Origin of the sequence: Paraburkholderia sp. 22099 (genome assembly GCF_052045835.1) — a bacterium.
Lineage (GTDB): Bacteria > Pseudomonadota > Gammaproteobacteria > Burkholderiales > Burkholderiaceae > Paraburkholderia > Paraburkholderia terricola.
In genome coordinates, this window is sequence record NZ_JBQEPU010000045.1 from 25,490 (window position 1) to 45,187 (window position 19,698).

16 protein-coding genes are annotated in these 19,698 nt (G+C 63.7%); 7 read left to right on the forward strand and 9 right to left on the reverse strand.

Annotation, left to right across the window (positions count from 1 at the left end):
• Positions 1 to 57: 57 nt before the first annotated feature.
• A complete protein-coding gene (locus ACTJLC_RS29235; RefSeq protein WP_073432490.1) occupies positions 58 to 630 on the reverse strand; it encodes a cupin domain-containing protein in 573 nt (190 codons plus the stop codon).
• A 367-nt stretch (positions 631 to 997) separates the two neighbouring features.
• Positions 998 to 1,435 carry a carboxymuconolactone decarboxylase family protein gene (locus ACTJLC_RS29240; protein ID WP_244745948.1) on the reverse strand — a complete coding sequence of 146 codons (438 nt, stop codon included), beginning with the start codon at positions 1,433 to 1,435 and terminating at the stop codon, positions 998 to 1,000.
• 112 nt (positions 1,436 to 1,547) lie between these two features.
• Here ACTJLC_RS29240 and pdxR point away from each other — a divergent pair, with 112 nt between their 5' ends.
• From pdxR to ACTJLC_RS29270, 6 genes are all read left to right on the forward strand, one after another.
• Entirely contained in the window at positions 1,548 to 3,026 is a 1,479-nt protein-coding gene (gene pdxR, locus ACTJLC_RS29245) for a MocR-like pyridoxine biosynthesis transcription factor PdxR (protein WP_244745951.1), read from the forward strand.
• A gap of 280 nt (positions 3,027 to 3,306) precedes the next feature.
• Positions 3,307 to 3,756: an HU family DNA-binding protein gene (locus ACTJLC_RS29250; RefSeq protein ID WP_073432487.1), complete on the forward strand. Its 450-nt coding sequence runs from the start codon at positions 3,307 to 3,309 to the stop codon at positions 3,754 to 3,756.
• A gap of 458 nt (positions 3,757 to 4,214) precedes the next feature.
• A complete protein-coding gene (locus tag ACTJLC_RS29255; protein ID WP_073432497.1) occupies positions 4,215 to 5,624 on the forward strand; it encodes a circularly permuted type 2 ATP-grasp protein in 1,410 nt (469 codons plus the stop codon).
• 198 nt (positions 5,625 to 5,822) lie between these two features.
• Positions 5,823 to 6,773: an alpha-E domain-containing protein gene (locus tag ACTJLC_RS29260; RefSeq protein WP_073432486.1), complete on the forward strand. Its 951-nt coding sequence runs from the start codon at positions 5,823 to 5,825 to the stop codon at positions 6,771 to 6,773.
• A 13-nt stretch (positions 6,774 to 6,786) separates the two neighbouring features.
• Positions 6,787 to 7,587 carry a transglutaminase family protein gene (locus tag ACTJLC_RS29265; RefSeq protein WP_073432485.1) on the forward strand — a complete coding sequence of 267 codons (801 nt, stop codon included), beginning with the start codon at positions 6,787 to 6,789 and terminating at the stop codon, positions 7,585 to 7,587.
• 170 nt (positions 7,588 to 7,757) lie between these two features.
• The gene (locus ACTJLC_RS29270; RefSeq protein ID WP_073432484.1) at positions 7,758 to 8,630 is read left to right on the forward strand and encodes a proteasome-type protease; all 873 of its coding nucleotides are present in this window, start codon (positions 7,758 to 7,760) and stop codon (positions 8,628 to 8,630) included.
• A gap of 268 nt (positions 8,631 to 8,898) precedes the next feature.
• Here the strand turns inward: ACTJLC_RS29270 and ACTJLC_RS29275 are convergent, their stop codons facing one another.
• Positions 8,899 to 10,080 (reverse strand): porin, encoded by a 1,182-nt coding sequence (locus ACTJLC_RS29275; RefSeq protein ID WP_073432483.1) that lies wholly within the window; start codon positions 10,078 to 10,080, stop codon positions 8,899 to 8,901.
• 391 nt (positions 10,081 to 10,471) lie between these two features.
• The gene (locus tag ACTJLC_RS29280) at positions 10,472 to 11,803 is read right to left on the reverse strand and encodes a YihY/virulence factor BrkB family protein (protein WP_244745955.1); all 1,332 of its coding nucleotides are present in this window, start codon (positions 11,801 to 11,803) and stop codon (positions 10,472 to 10,474) included.
• A 177-nt stretch (positions 11,804 to 11,980) separates the two neighbouring features.
• Here ACTJLC_RS29280 and ACTJLC_RS29285 point away from each other — a divergent pair, with 177 nt between their 5' ends.
• Positions 11,981 to 12,520 (forward strand): YbaK/EbsC family protein, encoded by a 540-nt coding sequence (locus ACTJLC_RS29285; protein ID WP_244746109.1) that lies wholly within the window; start codon positions 11,981 to 11,983, stop codon positions 12,518 to 12,520.
• A gap of 41 nt (positions 12,521 to 12,561) precedes the next feature.
• Here the strand turns inward: ACTJLC_RS29285 and ACTJLC_RS29290 are convergent, their stop codons facing one another.
• From ACTJLC_RS29290 to ACTJLC_RS29310, 5 genes are all read right to left on the reverse strand, one after another.
• Positions 12,562 to 13,008, reverse strand: coding sequence for a histidine kinase (locus ACTJLC_RS29290; protein ID WP_073432481.1), 447 nt, complete (start codon positions 13,006 to 13,008; stop codon positions 12,562 to 12,564).
• A gap of 118 nt (positions 13,009 to 13,126) precedes the next feature.
• Positions 13,127 to 14,614: a SulP family inorganic anion transporter gene (locus tag ACTJLC_RS29295; RefSeq protein WP_436263967.1), complete on the reverse strand. Its 1,488-nt coding sequence runs from the start codon at positions 14,612 to 14,614 to the stop codon at positions 13,127 to 13,129.
• 239 nt (positions 14,615 to 14,853) lie between these two features.
• Positions 14,854 to 15,444: a BPSL1445 family SYLF domain-containing lipoprotein gene (locus ACTJLC_RS29300; protein WP_073432479.1), complete on the reverse strand. Its 591-nt coding sequence runs from the start codon at positions 15,442 to 15,444 to the stop codon at positions 14,854 to 14,856.
• A 153-nt stretch (positions 15,445 to 15,597) separates the two neighbouring features.
• Entirely contained in the window at positions 15,598 to 16,677 is a 1,080-nt protein-coding gene (locus ACTJLC_RS29305; RefSeq protein ID WP_073432478.1) for a transporter, read from the reverse strand.
• A 147-nt stretch (positions 16,678 to 16,824) separates the two neighbouring features.
• Positions 16,825 to 18,216, reverse strand: a complete 1,392-nt coding sequence (locus ACTJLC_RS29310; RefSeq protein ID WP_114163841.1) for an FAD-binding oxidoreductase — start codon at positions 18,214 to 18,216, stop codon at positions 16,825 to 16,827.
• Positions 18,217 to 19,698: the final 1,482 nt, after the last annotated feature.

Sequence of the window (19,698 nt, forward strand, 5' to 3'; positions counted from 1 at the left end):
TGCATTTGTTAATGCAGGCAATCCCTGACCGGCTCAACCGGAAAAGTTGCCTGCTCTTTAGAACAGTCTCGGTGTGCCCACCCAGACGACCACCGACTCGATACGCGCGGTGTTCATCCAGCTATGCGGCACCGTCGATTCGTAATGCGCGCTGTCTCCCGCGTGCAATACGAACGTCTTGCCTTCCAGCGTCAACGACACTTCGCCGTCGATCACGTAAATGAACTCTTCTCCGGCATGCGTCGTGACCTCGGAGCGCTTCTGCCCTGGCGGCATCCTGACGAGGATCGCTTCAAGCTGACGACCGCCCGTCAGATTGGTCAGCCGCGCGAACAGATTGGCCGAATCCGCAAAACCGAAAAACTTCAACTGATCCCCGCGACTCACGCAGCGTTCCTCGCTGGGTGTGTCGACGAAATACTGCACCGTTACGCCAAGCGCGCCGGCAATCCCGGCCAGCGAAGTGATGGACGGTGACGCCAGGCCGCGCTCGACTTGCGACAGGAACGGCTTGGAAATACCCGCCGCGGTTGCCGTGTCATCCAGCGTGCGCTTGAGCCGTTGCCGCAGCGCGCGGATCTTGCTGCCTAGTTCAAGTGCCGGATTGCTCTTTTGAATTGTCGTGACCATAGCAGGAGGAAATTAGCCCGTCAAAATTTGTTTGATATAAGTAAATATGGTTTGATCGCGGCTTGGACCGAGGCGCGGGCGATTGAACCCCTGGTCGTGGAAGGAACCGCTTTTAGAGACAGGCTCTATGTTGCCAGAAGCGAACGCGGCTCCCGCCAATTCGGCTTTGACGATGCCGAAAACAGCAGTGTTGCAAAGGGTGACGGCATTTATGCTGACTGAGTATTAGCGGGAATAAACGCATGGCGTCTTGAAGGGCGTATGCCGGGTAAACGCCGCGAGCGAGAACAAAAAAATGGCGCGCCGTTTCACACGGCGCGCCATTTTGCATTTATCCGCAGCGCGTCAGCGCCGCGTATCCAACGCTTTACTCCGGCATCTTCCTGAACGAAACCGCAATCCGGTTCCAGCCGTTGATCGCGATGAGCAACAAGGTCAGATCGCTGATCTCCTGATCGGTGAAATGCGGTTTGACCGCTTCCCACACCGCGTCCGGCACATGCGTTTGCGCGACCAGCGTGACGGCTTCCGTCCATTCGAGCGCCGCGCGTTCGCGCTCGGTGAAAAACGGCGCTTCACGCCAGGCGGCTATCGTGGCGAGACGCCGGTCGGTTTCGCCGTGCTTGCGCGCGTCCGCGACGTGCATGTCGAGGCAGAACGCGCAGCCGTTCAGTTGCGACGCGCGAATCCGCACCAGTTCCGCAAGCGTCTTGTCGACCGTGCTTTTGCCGATGGTTTCCTCGAGCGCGAGCATCGCGCGCGTGCCGCTCGGGTTGGCCTTGTAGAAGTCGAGACGTGCCTGCATGAGTTTCTCCTTTCGTAAATGTCCGCTCGTGGCGCGACGACGGAGGTAAGCTTACGATCGCCATTGGTCTTTCGGAATAACCATTTTCTGGATATTCGAGGTAACCACTCAAATGGAAATCCACATCGCCGTCGAAGGGCATCACGATCTGTCGGGACAGATTTATCGGCAGTTGCGCGCCGGCATTCTCGAAGGACGTCTTGCCGGCGGCACGCGCTTGCCGTCCACGCGCGATCTCGCCACGCAACTGGGCGTGTCGCGCAAGACCACGCTCGACGTATTCGAGCGGCTTCTGTCCGAGGGCTATCTCAGCGCTCGCGCGGGTTCGGGCACCTTCGTCGCCGACGGCCTGGAGCGTCTGCCCTCGGAGCGCTCGCCGCACGCGCGGGCCGCCGAAGCGGCCCGCGAACGGGCCAAGGCGAGGGCGAAGGGCGCGGCGCGCGCGCAACCGCTGTGGGAAGCGATGCCCGAGACCCTGCCGTTGCCGCGACCTTCGGTGAGGTCGCCGCAAGACTTCGTCGGCGGCGCGACGGACAAGACGCTGTTTCCCTTCGACGTCTGGCGCCGCTGCGTGAATCACGCGTTGCGTGCGCAAGCGCGCGCGCCGGGCACCTATCGCGATGCGGCGGGCGAGCAGGAGTTGCGCCTCGCGATCTCGCGCTACCTCGCGTTCAACCGCGCGGTGTCGAGCAACTGGGAAGACGTGATCGTGACGCAAGGCGCGCAGCACGCACTCGATCTGATGGCGCGCATCACGTTGCGCCCCGGCGAGATCGCGGCTGTCGAAGACCCCGGCTATCCGCCGGCGCTCGCGTGTTTCAAAGCCACGGGCGCGCGCGTCGCGCCGGTGCCGGTGGATGGCGAAGGGCTGATCGTGAGCAAGCTGCCGGACAAGGCGCGGCTCGTCTACGTGACCCCTTCGCATCAGTTTCCGCTCGGCATGCCGATGAGTCTGGAGCGGCGCGTCGAGTTGCTCGAATGGGCGCAGAAACGCGGCGCGGTGATCATCGAGGACGACTACGACTGCGAGTACCGTTTCGAGGGCCGTCCGATGGAGCCGCTGAAAAGCCTCGATCGCGCCGGGCTCGTCGCCTACGTCGGCACGTTTTCGAAGACGATCTTTCCCGAGTTGCGGGTCGGCTACATGGTGCCGCCGGCTTCGCTGTTCGGCGCGCTCTTCAAGGCGCGGCAGATCGCGGACTGGCACGGCTGCACGCTCACGCAAACCGCGCTTGCGTCTTTCATGCTCAACGGCGACTTCGCCAAGCATCTGCGGCGCACGCACAAGGCGTATGCGGCGCGGCGCGCGATGTTGCTGGAGCATCTGCGCGGCGGCCTCGCGCCGTGGCTGGAACCGATCGTGCCGACGGCCGGTATCCACATGGCTGCGCGCCTAAGAGCGCCGTTGACGGAGCAGGCGGTCGTGGGCGCGGCGCGTGAAGCGTCGATCGGTCTGTACGGAATCGCGCCGTTTTATCAGCGCGTGAAGCCGCAGGCAGGCTTGATATTCGGCTATGGCGCCATCGCCGTGGAGCACATCGACGCGGCGCTCACGAGGCTCGCGCAGATACTTCCGCGCCTTGTGCGCTGATCGTCTCGCGAAGAAAACACCGCTATTCATGCGGTGAAATGGCTTGTAACGCGCGTTACGAGTTCGTATCGCCGACCTCGCGAGATTCGCTAACGGACCGGTTTACCCGCTAAAACAAGCCTCAAAATGCGTTGCGCAGTCTGCGCCACGCAACAAACCTTGGCCGTTATACATAAAAGAGTCGCGCAAATCGTGCGAGCGCTTGTAGAATCCGGCGTTGAAGCGTGCACATACCGTGTGCGCTTCGTGCAATTCACTGACCACAACAGGTAGGAGAAACATGCCGACTTCCGCAAAAAAGGTGGCCAAGAAGGCTGCCCCGGTACCGACCAAAAAGGTTGCTGCAAAGAAAGCCCCTGCGAAGAAAGCCGTCGCAGCTAAGAAGGTCGCCGTGAAGGCGTCCAGCGCACCGTCGCCGATCAAGGACACCTTCACGAAGGCCTCGCTGGCTGCACACGTCGCTGAACGCGCCGCGGTGGAACCGAAGGCTGCCAAGGCCGTGCTGGCCGCGCTCGAAGACACGATCCTCGGCGCCGTGCACAAGAAGGGCGCTGGCGAATTCACGCTGTCGGGTCTTCTGAAGATCGTCGTGCAAGCCGTGCCGGCGAAGAAGCGCCGCTTCGGCAAGGACCCGTTCTCGGGCGAAGAGCGTTGGTTCCCGGCCAAGCCGGCTAGCGTGCGCATCAAGGCACGTCCGCTGAAGAAACTGAAAGACGCTGCCGCAGGCTGATCGCGCTTCATGCGTTGGCAGGGGGTTAACGCCACGGCGCTTAACCTTCGCTTAACCTTCGCTTAACGTTGTTAACGTCGCGAGGTTAACATTGCGAAGTTAAGTTGCTTAACGCTTGAGCCGATCCCTGGTGCAAGAAGCTGTCCGAATCCCCGTGGGTGCAAATCCACGGGGATTTTTCATGCGCGTGCGAAGCAGCTTGCGAATTCCGCCGCCGCGCCAGGATGCATTCTCCTGAGCGCGCACCGCCGTCGCCGGGGATGCACCGTACTAGCGCATCATGGGCCGCCGCAGTACGATGGCGACGAGGGCCATGCCGGTCGGATGCGCTGTTCGCGTGCATAGTCAGCGTTTCACGCGCGGGCAAGCCCAATGGCATAGCGCTTGCTTCAACGATTGTCGAACACCGAATGCGCAGCGCATTCGCCTTCTATCCGACAACAAGAGCGGGGCGTGACATGCGATGCTATGACGAGATGCGTCATCACGACGATGCCGTGCGGCCACACTACGCACGCTTCGAGCGATGGCTGGTGAAGCAGGGTAATGAAGCGATCGCGCGCAAGCGCGCGGAAGCCGACCTGCTGTTTCGCCGGGTCGGCATCACCTTCGCGGTGAACGGCGACCTGTCGGGCACCGAACGGCTGATTCCCTTCGATCTGATTCCGCGCATCATTCCGCGCAGCGAATGGCAGACACTCGAAGCCGGTTTGCGCCAACGGGTGCGGGCACTCAATCTGTTCATCCACGACGTCTATCACGAGCGCAATATCGTGCGCGCCGGCATCGTGCCGGCCGAGCAGGTTTATACCAACGCGCAGTACCGGCCGGAGATGCAGGGCGTGGACGTGCCGCTCGGTGTTTACGCGCATATCGCCGGCGTCGACGTGGTGCGCGCGGGCGACGACGGTGCGTTCTACGTGCTCGAAGACAACCTGCGGGTGCCGTCGGGCGTGTCGTACATGCTCGAAAACCGCAAGATGATGATGCGGCTGTTCCCCGAACTGTTCGTGCAGAACCGCATCGCGCCGGTCGCGCATTATCCCGATCTGCTGCTCGACACGTTGCGCTCCGTCGCGCCGGAAGGCGTCGACGATCCGGTCGTGGTCGTGCTCACGCCGGGCATGTACAACTCCGCGTATTTCGAGCACACGTTCCTTGCGCAGCAGATGGGCGTGGAACTGGTGGAAGGCAAGGATCTCTTCGTCGACGACAACTACGTGTTCATGCGCACCACCCAGGGGCCGAAGCGCGTGGACGTGATCTACCGCCGCGTCGACGACGATTTTCTCGACCCGCTCGCGTTTCGCAACGATTCGGCGCTGGGCGTGCCCGGCTTGCTGACCGCGTATCGCGCCGGTCGCGTCGCGCTGGCGAACGCGATGGGCACCGGCATCGCCGACGACAAATCGATCTACCCGTTCGTGCCGGAGATGATCGAGTTTTACCTCGGCGAAAAGCCGATCCTCAATAACGTCCCCACGTTCCAGTGCCGCAAGCCGGACGATCTGGCCTACACGCTCGCGCATCTGCCGGAACTGGTCGTCAAGGAAGTGCACGGCGCGGGCGGCTACGGGATGCTGGTGGGACCGGCTTCGACGAAGGCCGAAATCGAGTCGTTCCGCGAGCGCCTGATCGCGCGGCCGGCGGGTTATATCGCGCAGCCCACGCTGGCGCTTTCCGCGTGCCCGACGTTCGTTGAGTCGGGCATCGCGCCGCGCCATATCGACTTGCGTCCGTTCGTGCTGTCCGGCAAGACCGTCACGATGGTGGCGGGCGGCCTGACGCGCGTGGCGTTGCAGGAAGGCTCGCTCGTCGTCAATTCGTCGCAGGGAGGCGGCACCAAGGATACCTGGATGGTCGACTGACGCGGTTGCCGTCGCGGTTGCCCGTGCCGCTGCATTTCATGCCGCGATTCATGCGGCGGTTCATGCAGTGCTTCACGCAACCGCGCCCGCAGCCCAACGCGCCGGCCGGCGCTCGACGCGCCGCCGGCGCACACGGATAACCAGCGCGGACCCTTTACCTTTGCAAAGGTCCCGCGTCATCAGATACGGAACGCCGTCATGCTAAGCCGCACCGCCGATCACCTCTTCTGGATGGCCCGCTACATGGAGCGCGCGGAGAACACCGCCCGCATGCTCGACATCAACCTCAAGGCGCTGCTGTTGCCGCAGACGCCCGAACAGGAGGCGCGCGCGCAACGCTCGGTGCTGCGCATCTCCGAACTGGAAAGCGCGTTCTCGCAGCGCTACGACGAACCGACTCGCGAGCACGTGCTCGATTTCATGGTGGCGGATGCGACCAACCCGTCGAGCATCCATTCGTGCCTGCATGCCGCGCGTGAGAACGCCCGCGCCGTGCGCGGCACCTTGACCACCGAATGGTGGGAAACCATCAACGATACGTGGCTCGAATTCAACGAACGCGCGGCGTCAGGGCAAGCCGCGAGCAATCCGGGCGCGCTGTTCGAGTGGGTCAAGTTCCGCTCGCATCTTTCGCGCGGCGTGACGATCGGCACCGCGCTGCAGGACGACGCGTTCTTCTTCACGCAGCTCGGTACTTTTCTCGAGCGCGCGGACAACACCGCGCGGATTCTCGACGTGCGCTTTGCCGACGTCGAGCCGAATTCACGCGACGCGGCGCGCCAGCTCGAAGACTTCTATTACTGGACCTCGATCCTGAGTTCGGTGTCGGCGCTGGAAATCTATCGCAAGGTGTATCGCGACGTGGTCACGCCGGCGCGCGTGGTCGAACTGATGATCCTGAATCAGCAAATGCCGCGTTCGCTGCTTGCGTCGCTGGAAGGCGTCTGCGCCAATCTGGCGATGCTGCGCACCTCGGGCTCGAACCAGTGCGAGCGGTTTGCCGGCAAGCTGCGCGCCGAACTGCTGTACTCCGACATCCGGCAGATTTTCGAAACCGGCCTGCACGCCTATCTGACGCAGTTCCTTGCTCGCGTGTTCGAGCTCGGCAATCTGGTTGCGCGTACCTATCTGATGCTGCCAGTCGCCTGACGGAGTTCTTTTTATGTACCTGACGATCCGCCACGACACTTCCTATCGCTACGAAGCGACTGTCCATTACTCGATCCAGCAACTGCGTCTGACGCCGATGAGCGGCGCCTCGCAGGTGGTGCGGCGCTGGAGCATCGACGCGCCCGGCAAGCTCGACGCGACCTTCGACGCCTACGGCAACGCGCTGCACACGCTCGTGATCAACAAGCCGCATAGCGAGATTCGTCTGCACGTGTCGGGAGAGGTGGACACGATTCCGCTCGTCGACGGCTATCTGCCCGACGGCGTGGGCCCGATTCCGCTCGAGCATTTCACCTGCGCCACGCGGCTCACCGAAGCCGATGCGGCGATCCGCGAACTGGCCGATTCCGTGCCGAGCCTCGCGAGTTCGAGCAATCTGATCGCGCTGTCCGAACAGATTCTGCAGCGCGTGAAGTACAACCCCGGCATCACCGAGGTCACCAGCACCGCCGCGCAGGCGCTCGAACTCGGCAACGGCGTGTGCCAGGACCATGCGCATCTGATGCTGGCGTGCTGCCGCGCGCGCGGCGTTCCGGCGCGCTACGTGAGCGGCTACATCGAACCGGGCGACGTTCCGCATGCGGCGAGCCACGCATGGGTCGACGTGTGGCTGGAAGGCAAGGGCTGGATTTCCGTCGACGTCACGCACGCGGCGTTTGCCAGCGAGATCTACTGCCGGCTCGCGGTCGCGCGCGACTATGAAGCCGCCGCGCCGGTGCGCGGCCGGCGCATCGGCGGGCTGGAAGAACAGCTCAAGGTGTCCGTTACCGTGAGCGCGCAACTGTCGCAATAGCGGCCGGCGGCCGCGGAGGGTGGCGTGCTCCCGGCTTGCCGGGGACGCCGGCGAGCGCCAGCCCTCACAACCATTCAGTTTGGACCTGCAAAGGCCGTAATACGGCATGGATGCGCGTGCGCGCCGCATTACAATAGCGCCGTTCAGTCGTTTTTTTGCGGGTACTTCCTATGACTTATTGTGTCGCGATGTCCGTCGAAGAAGGGCTCGTGTTCCTCTCGGACACGCGCACCAATGCGGGCGTCGATCACATCAGCACCGCGCGCAAGATGTCGGTGTTCGAGCAGCCCGGCGAGCGCATGCTCGTGCTGCTTGGGGCCGGCAATCTGTCGCTCACGCAGGCGGTGCTGCACGAGTTGTCCGAGCCCGTGGATGCTTCGCAGCCGACACTTTGGAGCGCGCCCACCATGGCCGACGCCGCGCGCGTGATCGGCCGCGCGGTGCGTTCCGTGCATCAGCGCGAGGCCGAGGCGTTGCAGGAATTCGGCGTCGACTTCAATTGCAGCTTCATTCTCGGCGGGCAGATCGCCGGCAACCGGCCGCGCCTGTTCATGATTTACGCGGCGGGCAACTTCATCGAAGCGTCGGCCGTGAATCCGTATTTCCAGATCGGCGAGGCCAAGTACGGCAAGCCGATCATCGATCGCGTGTTGACGCCGTCCACACCGCTCGACGAAGCCGCCAAGTGCGCGCTGATCTCGATGGATTCGACGCTGCGCTCGAACCTGTCTGTCGGGCTGCCGCTCGATCTGCTGGTCTACGAAAAGGACGCGCTGTGCGTCACGCGTTTCGTCTCGGTCGACCACGACAACGCGTACTTCGAGATGATCCACCGCACGTGGGGCGAGCGGCTGCGCCAGGTGTTCGGCGAGATCCCCGATCCCGACTGGCAGGCTTCGCCCAATGTGCCGCTGTTGCAGCGCGAGCGGGCGCTAGTGCTGCACCGCGCGCCGGTGGGCGCGGATGGTATCGAGCATGAGTTCGACGCCACGCCTGCGCAGACGTTGGCGCAGGCGGACAAAGGCAAGGGGCAGCGGCGGTAGCCGGTTAACTATGACCGCGCTTGCCGGCTCTCGGCGGCGCGAATTGGATCAAGGTCGTCACGGGTCTTATCCAGGGCTTGCTGGCGGCCTTTTTTGTTTCCGTCGCGGATCTTGCGGCGCGAAAGCGGCGCTTCCTCAGGTTAAGCGCCGTGCCCGGGCCAGTGCACACCGCGCGCACCCCAACCACGGGACGAAAAAAACCAGCCACGGGCTTTCGCCCGTGGCTGGTTTTCAACTGCGTGTTGCTTCAGCAGTCCGTCAAGCTCGATTAGAACTTGTGGCGGATGCCCAGGCTGACGATCTCTTGCGAGCTGGTAGCCGAGTTGTAGCCATACGAGCCGATTGCCGCGCCGGCGTTGACCAGCGTGCCGTCCGAAGCACGTTGCTGGCCGCTTGCGTGTTGATACGCGCCGACCAGGTAGATGTCCGTGCGCTTCGACAGGTTGTAGTCGCCGCCGATGGAAGCCTGGTGGTACGTTGCGCTCGAGTCGCCGTTGGCCTTCGTGTACGTGTAGCCCACGCCAACCAGCATGGCCGGCGTTGCCTGGTAACCCAGGTATGCGCCGATGACGTGGAACTTCTCGGTCGAACCGAAGCCCGAGTTCGCGTCCGGCTTGTACTGTGCGTTGCTGTAACGCACGTTGGCCGTGAACGGACCTGCCACGTATTGCGCAGCGACCGAAGCAATGCCGATCGACTTGGCAGCGGCGTATGCGCCGTTGATCTGGTTGTCGAACGTGCCGTCCGACGTGCTGCCGTTCCAGCCCGGCGTGCCGGCCACCGTGCGGCTAGCCAGCGTGTTGCCGTTGTTGGCGCGGAAGTAGCCCGCTGCCACGCTGAACGGACCCGTTGCGAACGTTGCGGCGCCCGACCACGTTTGGCCCGAACCCGTTTGACCGGCCACGCCGCCGAATGCGTACATGCCTTCGAACTGGAAGCCGCCCCACACCGGCGAGGTGTACTTGACGGCGCTATTCGTGCGCGAGGAGTTGTCGTTGTTGTCGACGTCGCCCGGCGTGGTGAAGGTCGAACCGAAGTAGTTGTCAGCCGTCAGCGGTTGAACGAGGTCGACCACCGGATCGTACTGACGACCCAGCGTGACGGTACCGAACGAGTCGTTCGTCAGACCGACATACGCTTGACGACCGAACATCTTGCCGCCCTGACCGAGCCTGCCGCTATTGATGTCGAAGCCGTTTTCCAACTGGAAGATCGCCTTCAGACCGCCGCCCAGGTCTTCCGTACCCTTCAAGCCGAAACGGTTGCCTTGCAGGTTGCCGCCCACCAGGCCGACCTGGTTGCTGTTCTTGCCGGAAGCGTCGACGGTGTTGTGTGCGTACTGGATCGATTCATCGATCAAACCGTACAGGGTAACGCTGCTTTGAGCATGTGCCACGCCGGTGACGCTCAGAAGCGCCAGCGAGAGGGTAGACAGTGCGAGTCGTTTCATCCATTTCTCCACGCAGATGATTGGTTTCGTTGTTGCGAAAAGGAGAATAGCTCACCGGCTCTATCGGCACGAACTGGAAAAAAAAGAGTGTCGCCAAAATGTGACAAACAGCGGAAAGCCTTGTATTTACAGCGCGTTAAGAATTGTTGCCATTTGAGCAATAGTTATTCGTTGACTGAGCATTATTGTTGTTTTCCTGACAGTGGCGGCTGCACTACCTCCACTTTGGGTAGAGATTTGAAGGTTGTTTGTAATCTAGTCGTCTAACTGGAGGCCCTGGTCGCTGGCGTCGCTATCAAGAAGGCGGCGTGCTTCGTTTGATGAGCGTGCTGGACAGACTTCCAGCGTTGTGCGTTGGCGCAATTCACCAGCGGAGCGACGGCTCGGCAGGTCATTGCCGACGCGTGTTCTCGTCCGCGTGGCGGCGGCGTGCCAGCGCCACGGCGGCCAGCCCCGAAGCGGCTGCGAGCAGCACCGAAGTCCACGGGTGCCGCTTGACGTAGCGGTCGGCCGCGGCCGCCTTGCGACCGGCTTCGAGCAGCGCTACCGCGGCGACACGGATGGCCTGTTCCTCGGCGAGGGCAACGCTGCGGCTGACCTTGGCCGCAGCCGTGGTCACACCCGCCGAACCTTGCTTGCGCGGTCGCACGCGTAAACCCGAGCCTGCCGACGCGCCGGCAAGCGCCCCGGCGCTCGACGTGCGGACCGTCCGCGCCGCGCCATCGGCGGCGGCCGCCTCGCCCGTTCGTGGCGCCGCATCATCCGCGGATACCGTCGACGCCGCCAGCACCGAAGCGAGCTTCGCGCGGCTGCCGGGCGGCGTGTTGTCCTGCATGCCCCAGCCTCCGCGCGGATCGTGCATGCGCCCGCGCGCCGCCGAAAACTCCGCGCCGAGCAGGAGCACGGCGGCCGAGAAATACAGCCACATGAGCAGCACGGCGAGCGAACCGGCCGCGCCGAACGAACTGGTGATGCCCGCGTGCGCGAGATACAGCGCGAACAGCTTCTTGCCGGCCGAAAACAGCACGGCCGCAACGACTCCGCCGACCAAGGCATCGCGCCAGCGCACGTGCGCGTCCGGCAGAAATTTGAGCAGGCCGGCGAAGGCGAACGCCAGCACCACCAGACCGACGCTGAGTTGCAGCAGATTGCCGATCACCACATAAGGCGAGTCGCCCCACAGCCATTTGCCGACGAACGTGATGACCGTATCGAGCACCAGCGACACGATCAGCAGAAACGCGACGCCGAGCACCAGCCCGAACGAGATCAGCCGCACCCGCACCAGCGCGACGAGGCTCGACCAGCGCGGTCCGGTATACGGCCATACCACATTGAGCGCGCTATTGAGCGACGAGAAGGTGGCCGACGCGCCGATCGCCAGCATCGTGAACGAAATGATCGCCGCGACGCCGCCCGCGCTGCCGCTGTGATGCGCGTTCTCGACGATGGTCTGGACGCCCGCGGCGGCCTGGTCGCCGAGCAGGCCGTGAATGTGATCGAACAGTTCGCCGCGCGCGGCTTCGGCGCCGAAGAACCAGCCGGCCACCGCGATTACCATGACCAGGGTCGGCGCAAGCGAGAAGGCCGCGTAGAACGCGATGCTGGCGGCCATCGCGGCGCAGCGATTTTCGGAGAACTGCCTGAAGGCGCCGATTGCCCAGTTGGCCTGCTTGCGTGCCACGAGTTGCAGGTGCTCTGCGGAAAGCGTGTCGATATCCATGATCGTCGTTCTCGATGAGTCCGTCCTCGCGGCGGATGCGGCGTGCCCGCGCGGTGAACTACCTCGGCGCGGCGTTCGCATCCTGCCTTTCGCAAGCCTTATGCCTGTGACTATAACAAGCGCCGTCAGCGGGACGTGCCGTTAGAATGCCGGGAATCCTTGCTCCCTCTGATCACCATGCACTCGCACGAACTCGTACAGCAGCTCGACATCATTGCCGCGGAGAACCTTGGCTCGCACTTGCCGGCGCACGTCGTCGCCCAGTTGCCGGCACGCGGTGTGACCGTCTTCGCCGTCAGCGACGACGCCTCGGACACCGCCGAATTCAGCGCACGCTACGGCTTCGGCCTGGAGGACTGCGCGAACACGATCGTGATCCGCTACAGGAAGGAGGGCGCCGAACATTACGCGGCGTTGGTCTCGCTGGGTTCGCTGCGCCTGGACATCAACGGCGCGGTGAAGACGGCGCTCGGCGCGCAGCGGCTTTCGTTCGCCAAACGCGAGGCCGCGGTGGAGCATAGCGGCATGGAGTTCGGCGGCATTACGGCTTTCGGCTTGCCGGACGACTGGCGCATCCTGGTCGATGCCGCGGTGATGGAGCGCTCGCAGATCGTGATGGGCGCGGGCGTGCGCGCCGCCAAACTGCTGCTCGCACCCGAGGTGTTGCGGCAGTGGCCCCGCTGCGAAGTCGCTTCGCTGACGGTGGCGCCCGAGTAAGGTCACTCGGGCTTGTCACGCAAGCTCGCCGCGCAAGCCGCTCACGCGCCGGCGAAATAGCCTTCGAGAATATCCGCCACGCGCCATAGCGAGCACGGCCGCCGGCAGTGGCCGTCGAAACCGCCTTGTTTCAGCGAGCCGATCGGATCGAGCGGCCAGAGGTTGCTCATGGCGAGCAGCAGTAAGTCGGCGTTCGATGGGTCGGCGCGCACCGCGCGCGTGAACTGGTAGTCCGAGGCGGAGTCGAGCCGCGTATCGAGCAGGATCGCATGCGGCTTCCACCGGTTCATGAAGGATTTCACCTTCGGCAGGTCGGCGGCGTAGATCGCCTCGTAACCCTTTAGCGACAGCAGCAGCACCAGCGATTCGCCGATCGCCTTGTCGCGATGCGCGACCAGCACGCGGCGCGATAGCGTCGGCTGTACCGCGCTGCGGCGCTTCCAGATTGCAAACTCGGTTTCATCGTCAAGCGAGACCCGTCTCGTCACAATGGACTCCCCGGAAGACCGCGCACCGAAACGTCCAATGTAGTGAAAACAAAAGTCCGTGGGGAGTCTTATCGCGATCTTTCTCGACTATTACGTTTGGTCAGCGTTCGCATAACAGCTACGCGAACTCGATACCGGCCCGGCTCAGCAAGTGCCGGTTGCGGGCGGAGAGATTCTTCATACGGAGTTGCTTGCCGGCTTTTCGATAGCGTTCGTAGAGACCTTGCAAGGCCGCCAGCGCGGAATGATCCGCAAGCAGCAACTGACTGCAATCGATCGTGACGTGGCCGGGATCCCCGGCCGGGTCGAAAAGCTCGTGAAAGCGCGTGGTCGACGCGAAAAACAGCGTGCCGCGCGGCAGGTAGATCTTGTCGCCGGTGTGATCCTCGACATGCGCGTGAATTTCGCGGGCATGCTGCCATGCGAAGCTGAGCGCGGCGATCACGATGCCGCACAACACGGCGATCGCGAGGTCGGTGAACACCGTGATGATCGTGACCGCGACGATCACCAGCGCGTCGTTGCGCGGCACCTTGCCGAGCACCCGCAGCGAGCCCCACGCGAAGGTTTGCTGCGCGACCACGAACATCACGCCGACCAGCGCCGCCAGCGGAATCCGCTCGATCAGCGGCGACAGAAACAGGATATACATCAGGATCATCACGCCGCTGACGATGCCCGACAGCCGCGAGCGGCCGCCCGAGTTCAGATTGATCATCGTCTGCCCGATCATCGCGCAACCGCCCATGCCGCCGAACAGACCCGAGGCGATATTCGCCGCGCCCAGCGCGAGACATTCGCGGTTCGGCTGCCCGCGCGTTTCGGTGATCTCGTCCGTCAGATTGAAGGTGAGCAGCGTTTCCAGCAGGCCGACGGTCGCCATCAGCACCGCGTAGGGCAGCACCACCTGCAAGGTGTTCAGATCGAGCGGCACGTCCGGCATGCGCAGGCTCGGCAGGCTGCCGGCAACGTGCGCCATGTCGCCGAGCGTGCGCGTGGGCAGATGCAGCCACTGCGTGAAGAGTCCCACGCCGACGATCGCCACCAGCGCGGGCGGCGCGGCGCGTGTGAGCCGCGGCAGCAGATAGACGATCAGCATCGTGAGCGCGACGAGACCGCACATCGTCAGCAACGCGCCGCCGTGCAGCCAGGGTTCGCCTTGCGGCGTGCGCTGCCTGAAGTGCGCGAGCTGCGCCATTGCGATGACGATCGCGAGCCCGTTGACGAAACCCAGCATCACCGGATGCGGAACCATGCGGATCAGCTTGCCGAGCCGCAACGCGCCGAACAGCACCATCAGGATGCCGCTGAGGATCACGGTGGCGAGCAGATATTGCGCGCCATGCTGCACGACGAGCGCCACGATGACCACCGCCATCGACCCGGCCGCGCCGGAAATCATGCCCGGCCGCCCGCCGAACAGCGCGGTGAGCGTGCAGATGAAGAAGGCGCCGTAGAGGCCCATCAACGGATTGAGGTGGGCGACCAGCGCGAAGGCGATGCATTCGGGCACCAGCGCGAACGACGAGGTCAGACCGGCGAGCACATTGCTCCGGATGCCGGGAAGGTTGGCGAGCCAACTTCGAGTGGGACTAGCGGTGTTCATCTTCAACGATACGGGAAGCGGGCGCAGAAACGGCGTGGCGATGCACGCGGCCCGACATGGGATGGCTGCCTCGGCCTGAGACGACGATGGCCGGGCAAGCGTGCGAAAGGCGCGGATTTTACAGCAGTGCGGCCCTTGCGGCCGTGAAGGCGGGCGACGCCTGGTGAGAGGCGGGCAAGCCCGCCGCCTGAAACGCCACGCGGCCGCTGAGACGGCCGCGCGGCAATGAGCGTATTCGCTCAGATCATCAGACGTGAAATCTTGGTGCCTTCGAGCGACACGCCCGCCATCAAGCCCGCGTTGGTGAGCACGAAAGCTTCGACCGGGCTGGTGGCGGTGGAGGTGTCGACCGCGCCGTTCGCGCCCACGTTCAGCACGGCGACCGTGGCATCCGCGCCTGCGGCCCAGCCCTGGCTGCCGAGGAATTTATCGAGCGCTTCCTGCGTCATGAACAGGAAGATCAGCGCCTTCGACTGCGCGCCGATCTGCAAGCCGAACGAGCCCGCCACCGTGCTGTAGTAGCCGGCCGTGCGGCCGCCCACGCGCAACGCGCCTTCGCCGTACTGGCCGCCGACCCAGAAGCCCGCCGAGATGACGGAGGGAAACACCAGCACGCCGCGCGCCTTGGCGACGAGTTCACGCGAGCCATTGACGTTCGTATAGAGGCGCGAAAGCGTGGAGTCGACACCCGCATTGATCGTGTCGCGCTTGCTCGCATTCACCGCCGACGACGAACTGGACGATGGCGAGGTGGTGGTGCAGCCGGCGAGGCCAAGGCCGGCGGTGGCGAGAGCCGCGCTGGTGGTCATGATGAATTGTCGTCTGCGCATGATTGTTCTCCGGGTGCGTTCGTGTTCGTTATAGGAAGTTCGGCGTTGCTGTCCGCGCTAGGCCGCGCGCGAGCGCGCCGGGCCAAACGTGTGACGCGTTAACCGGGCAGCAGTTCCCGTGCCCGGCGCGCGGCATGACCTCGCGGCATGCGCTCAACGCCCCGCGCGGCGGCGAAAACCCCACCATCCGGCGAGCGCGGTGAAGCTCACCACCATCAGCACCATGACCCAGAAGCCGTGCCGGTTTTCCGCGAGCGGAATGCCGCCGACGTTCATGCCGAACAGCCCGGCAATGATGTTGATCGGCAACGCGAGCACCGTCACGAGCGTCAGCGTGAAGAGCGTGCGATTGCTTTGCTCGGTGAGCCGCGCGGCGATCTCTTCCTGCAGCAGCTTGATGCGCTCGGCAAGACCGGACAGGTCGCCGAGCACCAGCGAGAATTCTTCCGTCGAGTCTCGCAGACTCTGCACGTCCCGCTGCGAGAGCCAGATGGGCGGCCTCACCAGCAGCCGGAAGATCGAACCGGGCTCGGGCGCCAGCAGTCGTTGCAGGCGCACGAGCACGCGCCGCATCGCGCCCAGGTCGCGACGGTTGTCGAAGGTTCTGCGGGAGAGAAACTGATCCTCGAGCCGGTCCACCTCGGTACTGCTTCGGCGCACGATCGTGACGAGCAGATCGGCCTGGTCGCGCAACAGGTGAATCAGCAATTCGGCCGGCGTTTCGAAGATTTCGCCTTCGCGCACCGATGCGCGCAGGCGGTCGACGGAACGCAGTTGCTTCAGCCGCGCCGTGATCATGATCCGCTCATGGGTGTAAACCCATAGCGTGGCGATGTCGGACGGCGTTTGCTCGAAATCGAACATCACGTCGTTGACCACGGCGAGCAACGCGCCATGTTGATGTTCGATCCGCGTCGAGTGCGAGCCTTCGCGCAATGCCTCGAAAAAGGTCTCGGGCAGGTCGAGATGCGCGCGCATCCACTTTTCGCTGGACACGTGCGCGAGATTGAAATGCAGCCAGAGAAATTGGCCGTCGCCCCTGGACGGTTGCGGCACGGGTTGATTCCTGTCGTCGTCAGCGACGCCGGCGTGCTCGCGCGCATTGTCGGCGAGCCATTGGGCGGCGCCGTCCGTGTCGATCGATACGCCGGGCTCGCCCGCTGAAAAACGGAAGCCGCACACGAGGCCCGAGCGATCCGCACCATAAGTGACAGGCGCAACATTCAGGTTCATAAGCCGTTCGAGAAGAGCGTTCCACAGCCGCGCATTCTGACACATCATATTGAGCTGGTGTCCGCCGCACGGGCCTCGAGAGGATGGCGGCGGACACGCCGGTGTCACGATCGCGGTGTAGGGCGCTCGTCCCTTCGGCCTTTGCCTTTAGCGCACGGCTGGCTGAATGTTCTGGTTGTGACGGAACAGGTTGTGCGGATCGTAGCGGCCTTTCACGGCGACGAGGCGCTCGTAGTTCGGGCCATACGCATCGGCCACCCGGCCGCCTTCTTCCTGCGTCATGAAGTTGACGTAGACGCTGCCCAACGCGAACGGCGCGGCGGCGTCGAAGAACGCGCGCGCCCAGCCGATGCAGCGCTCGTCATCGCTTGCGTCGTCCCAACGGCCATGCACGTTCATCGCATACTGCGTGTCGCGGCTCGAGTAGGCGGTGGCCTCGACCGGCACGCGGCTGGTCTGCGCGCCGATCTGACCGAAAAAGATCTCGCATTGCGGCGACGGCAACGTGTCGATCGCAGCGAGCAGCGCATCGATCAACCCGTCTTCTATGACGCCGATATTGTGCGACTTCCAGTAATTGCGCGCGCCCGGCGTGAGCAGTGGATCGAACGCCTGTTGCCACATCGCGTAGGGCATTGGTCCCAGATGTTCGCCGACGGGTGTGCCGAAGCCTCGCACGAACTCGACGGCGAGCGGTCCGTTGTCGACCGGGCCGGAGTAGCACATGGCGAATACGATCACCGGCTTGCCGTGCGCTTCGGGCGGCAGAAACGGTAGCGGCGGCGCGAGCCGCAGCACCGCCCATACGCTCAGATCCTCGGGCATGTCGGCCGCCGCCGCGCGGTATTGAGCGAGGGCGTCCCTCGCCTGATCGAGCGGCAGCACGACGAGGCCGCCGTATACCAGCGGGCCGACCGGATGCAGCGCGAATTCGAAGAGCGTGACGACGCCGAAATTGCCGCCGCCGCCGCGAATCGCCCAGAACAGATCTTCGTGCGAATCGGCGCTTGCGTGGAGCAGCTCGCCGTCGGCGGTGACGATGTCCGCGGATAGCAGATTGTCCACCGTCATGCCGTATTTGCGGCTGAGCCAGCCGAAGCCGCCGCCGAGCGTCAAGCCCGCCACGCCCGTGGTCGAGTTGATGCCGAGCGGCGTGGCGAGGCCGAACGCCTGCGCCTCATGATCGAAGTCGGCGAGCGTCGCGCCCGGTTCGACGTAGGCGCGTCGCGCCGCCGGATCGATACGCACGGATTTCATCGGCGACAGGTCGATCACCAGGCCGTCGTCGCACAACGCGCTGCCGGCGATGTTGTGGCCGCCGCCGCGCATCGCGAGCGGCAGGTCGTTGTCGCGCGCGAAGGCGACGCCGCGGCGCACGTCCGCGACGCCCGCGCAACGCAGGATCATCGCGGGGCGTTTGTCGATCATTGCATTCCAGATGCTGCGGGCTTCGTCGAAGCCCGCGTCGTCGGGCAGCAGCAGTTCGCCGCGCACGGCCGTTTTCAGTTCGTCGATGGCGCTACTGGACACCTGAGCCATGGCACACCTCGTGAGATAGTGGAAGACGCTCCCGGCGCACTATTCAGCCGATCAAATCAAAAACGAATATGCGTTGGGCAATTTGGTCTGTTTCAGTAAACGGGCCGGCATCCTTAAGTCAAACATAGGTTTACCCGCGCTTTGCGCCGCCGCTGTGCGAAGCTCATGCAGCAAGCGTCCGCGGGGCGCGCGGTCACTGCAGCGTGTACCGGTGGCGTGGATGATGGGAATGCTTCGGAAAAAAAGCGGCGAGGCGAACTCATCGGGCATGCCGCCTGGCAATGACGTGTCCGCGTTTTCATTGGCTCGGTGTTTCTCGTGCGTTGGCGAAGTCCAACGATAGATGGCGCGATAACAGTGTGGAACGCTCTGGTGTCGGCTGTCTGTGGGATTGCTCTCACTCGCGCTATCGCAATCCACCTGCTGTGTTCGGATAAGTACTTATCGAAGCGATCCGACTAGCCATAGCCCACTTATTTTCCTGTACGTGTCGGCACTCGCGGTGCGAGATCCGTTGCAGCGATTCGATTCATTCGGCGACGCAAAAGCCGGAAGTAAAGGTAATGGCTCGGATTGCGTATGCAGCAGAACGTATAGCGGAATCCGCGAATCCGGCAATTGACGATTGCCGACATTCCCATTGCGAAATTAATGGAAACGCCTCGGCGGTATCGCATTGCGTGGGCTAACGCACCGTCACTCGATGACGCTCCGCATAACTTTAGCCTCCATCAGGCCCTGATGCGTGCGTTAGCGGTTTTGTTCGCGCATCGCTAGTCGTTTCTCTCGGATCACCTCGAATCGGAACGGGATTTTCCGCGAGAAAGAAGATGCCGGATGCGATGCGTTCCGCTGTAACGCGAGGCAATGCCGACTGGGCTTTGAAGTTTCATTTTGCACAGTGAGCTGAGATTCACTCGTTATCCAGTCCGGTCTTTCGATAAAAAAATGGGGAGCATGAAATGAAAAAGCAAAACGGGGACGCGCGGGCGTTGGGGACGCGCAAGGCGGTATTGGCGGCTGCCGTGAGTCTGTATGCGGCGATGGCGGGCGCTGAAACTAATCCTGCATTATTTGCCGCACCGCCGGTCAGTCCGGCGGAGATGATCGTCGCGCAAGCATTGCCAATCGATTGCCCGATGTTCGACACGCCAGGTTGTAAGCAGGAAGCCGATAGCTTGTCGACGTCTGTCGGAATCGGCGTGGCTGCCGCCGCGGCTGAGGGTCCGGGTTCAGCGGAGGCCGGAGGGGCTCCGGGCAGTGATGGAAGTGGGACCGCGTCGGCAGGCTTGGGAGCGGGCGGCGCGCGAGGAGGCGCGAACTCGGGGGCGGCAGGAGTCGGTGCGGGGAGTCCGGGTAGTGGGGGGCAAGGAGGCGTGGCTGCGGGTGGTGGGGGCGGCGGTGGTGCGGGTGCGGGCGATGGGGGAACAGGAAGTGGTGGTTCAGGCAGTTCGTCGCGGACGAGCCGGACATGTGCGTCGC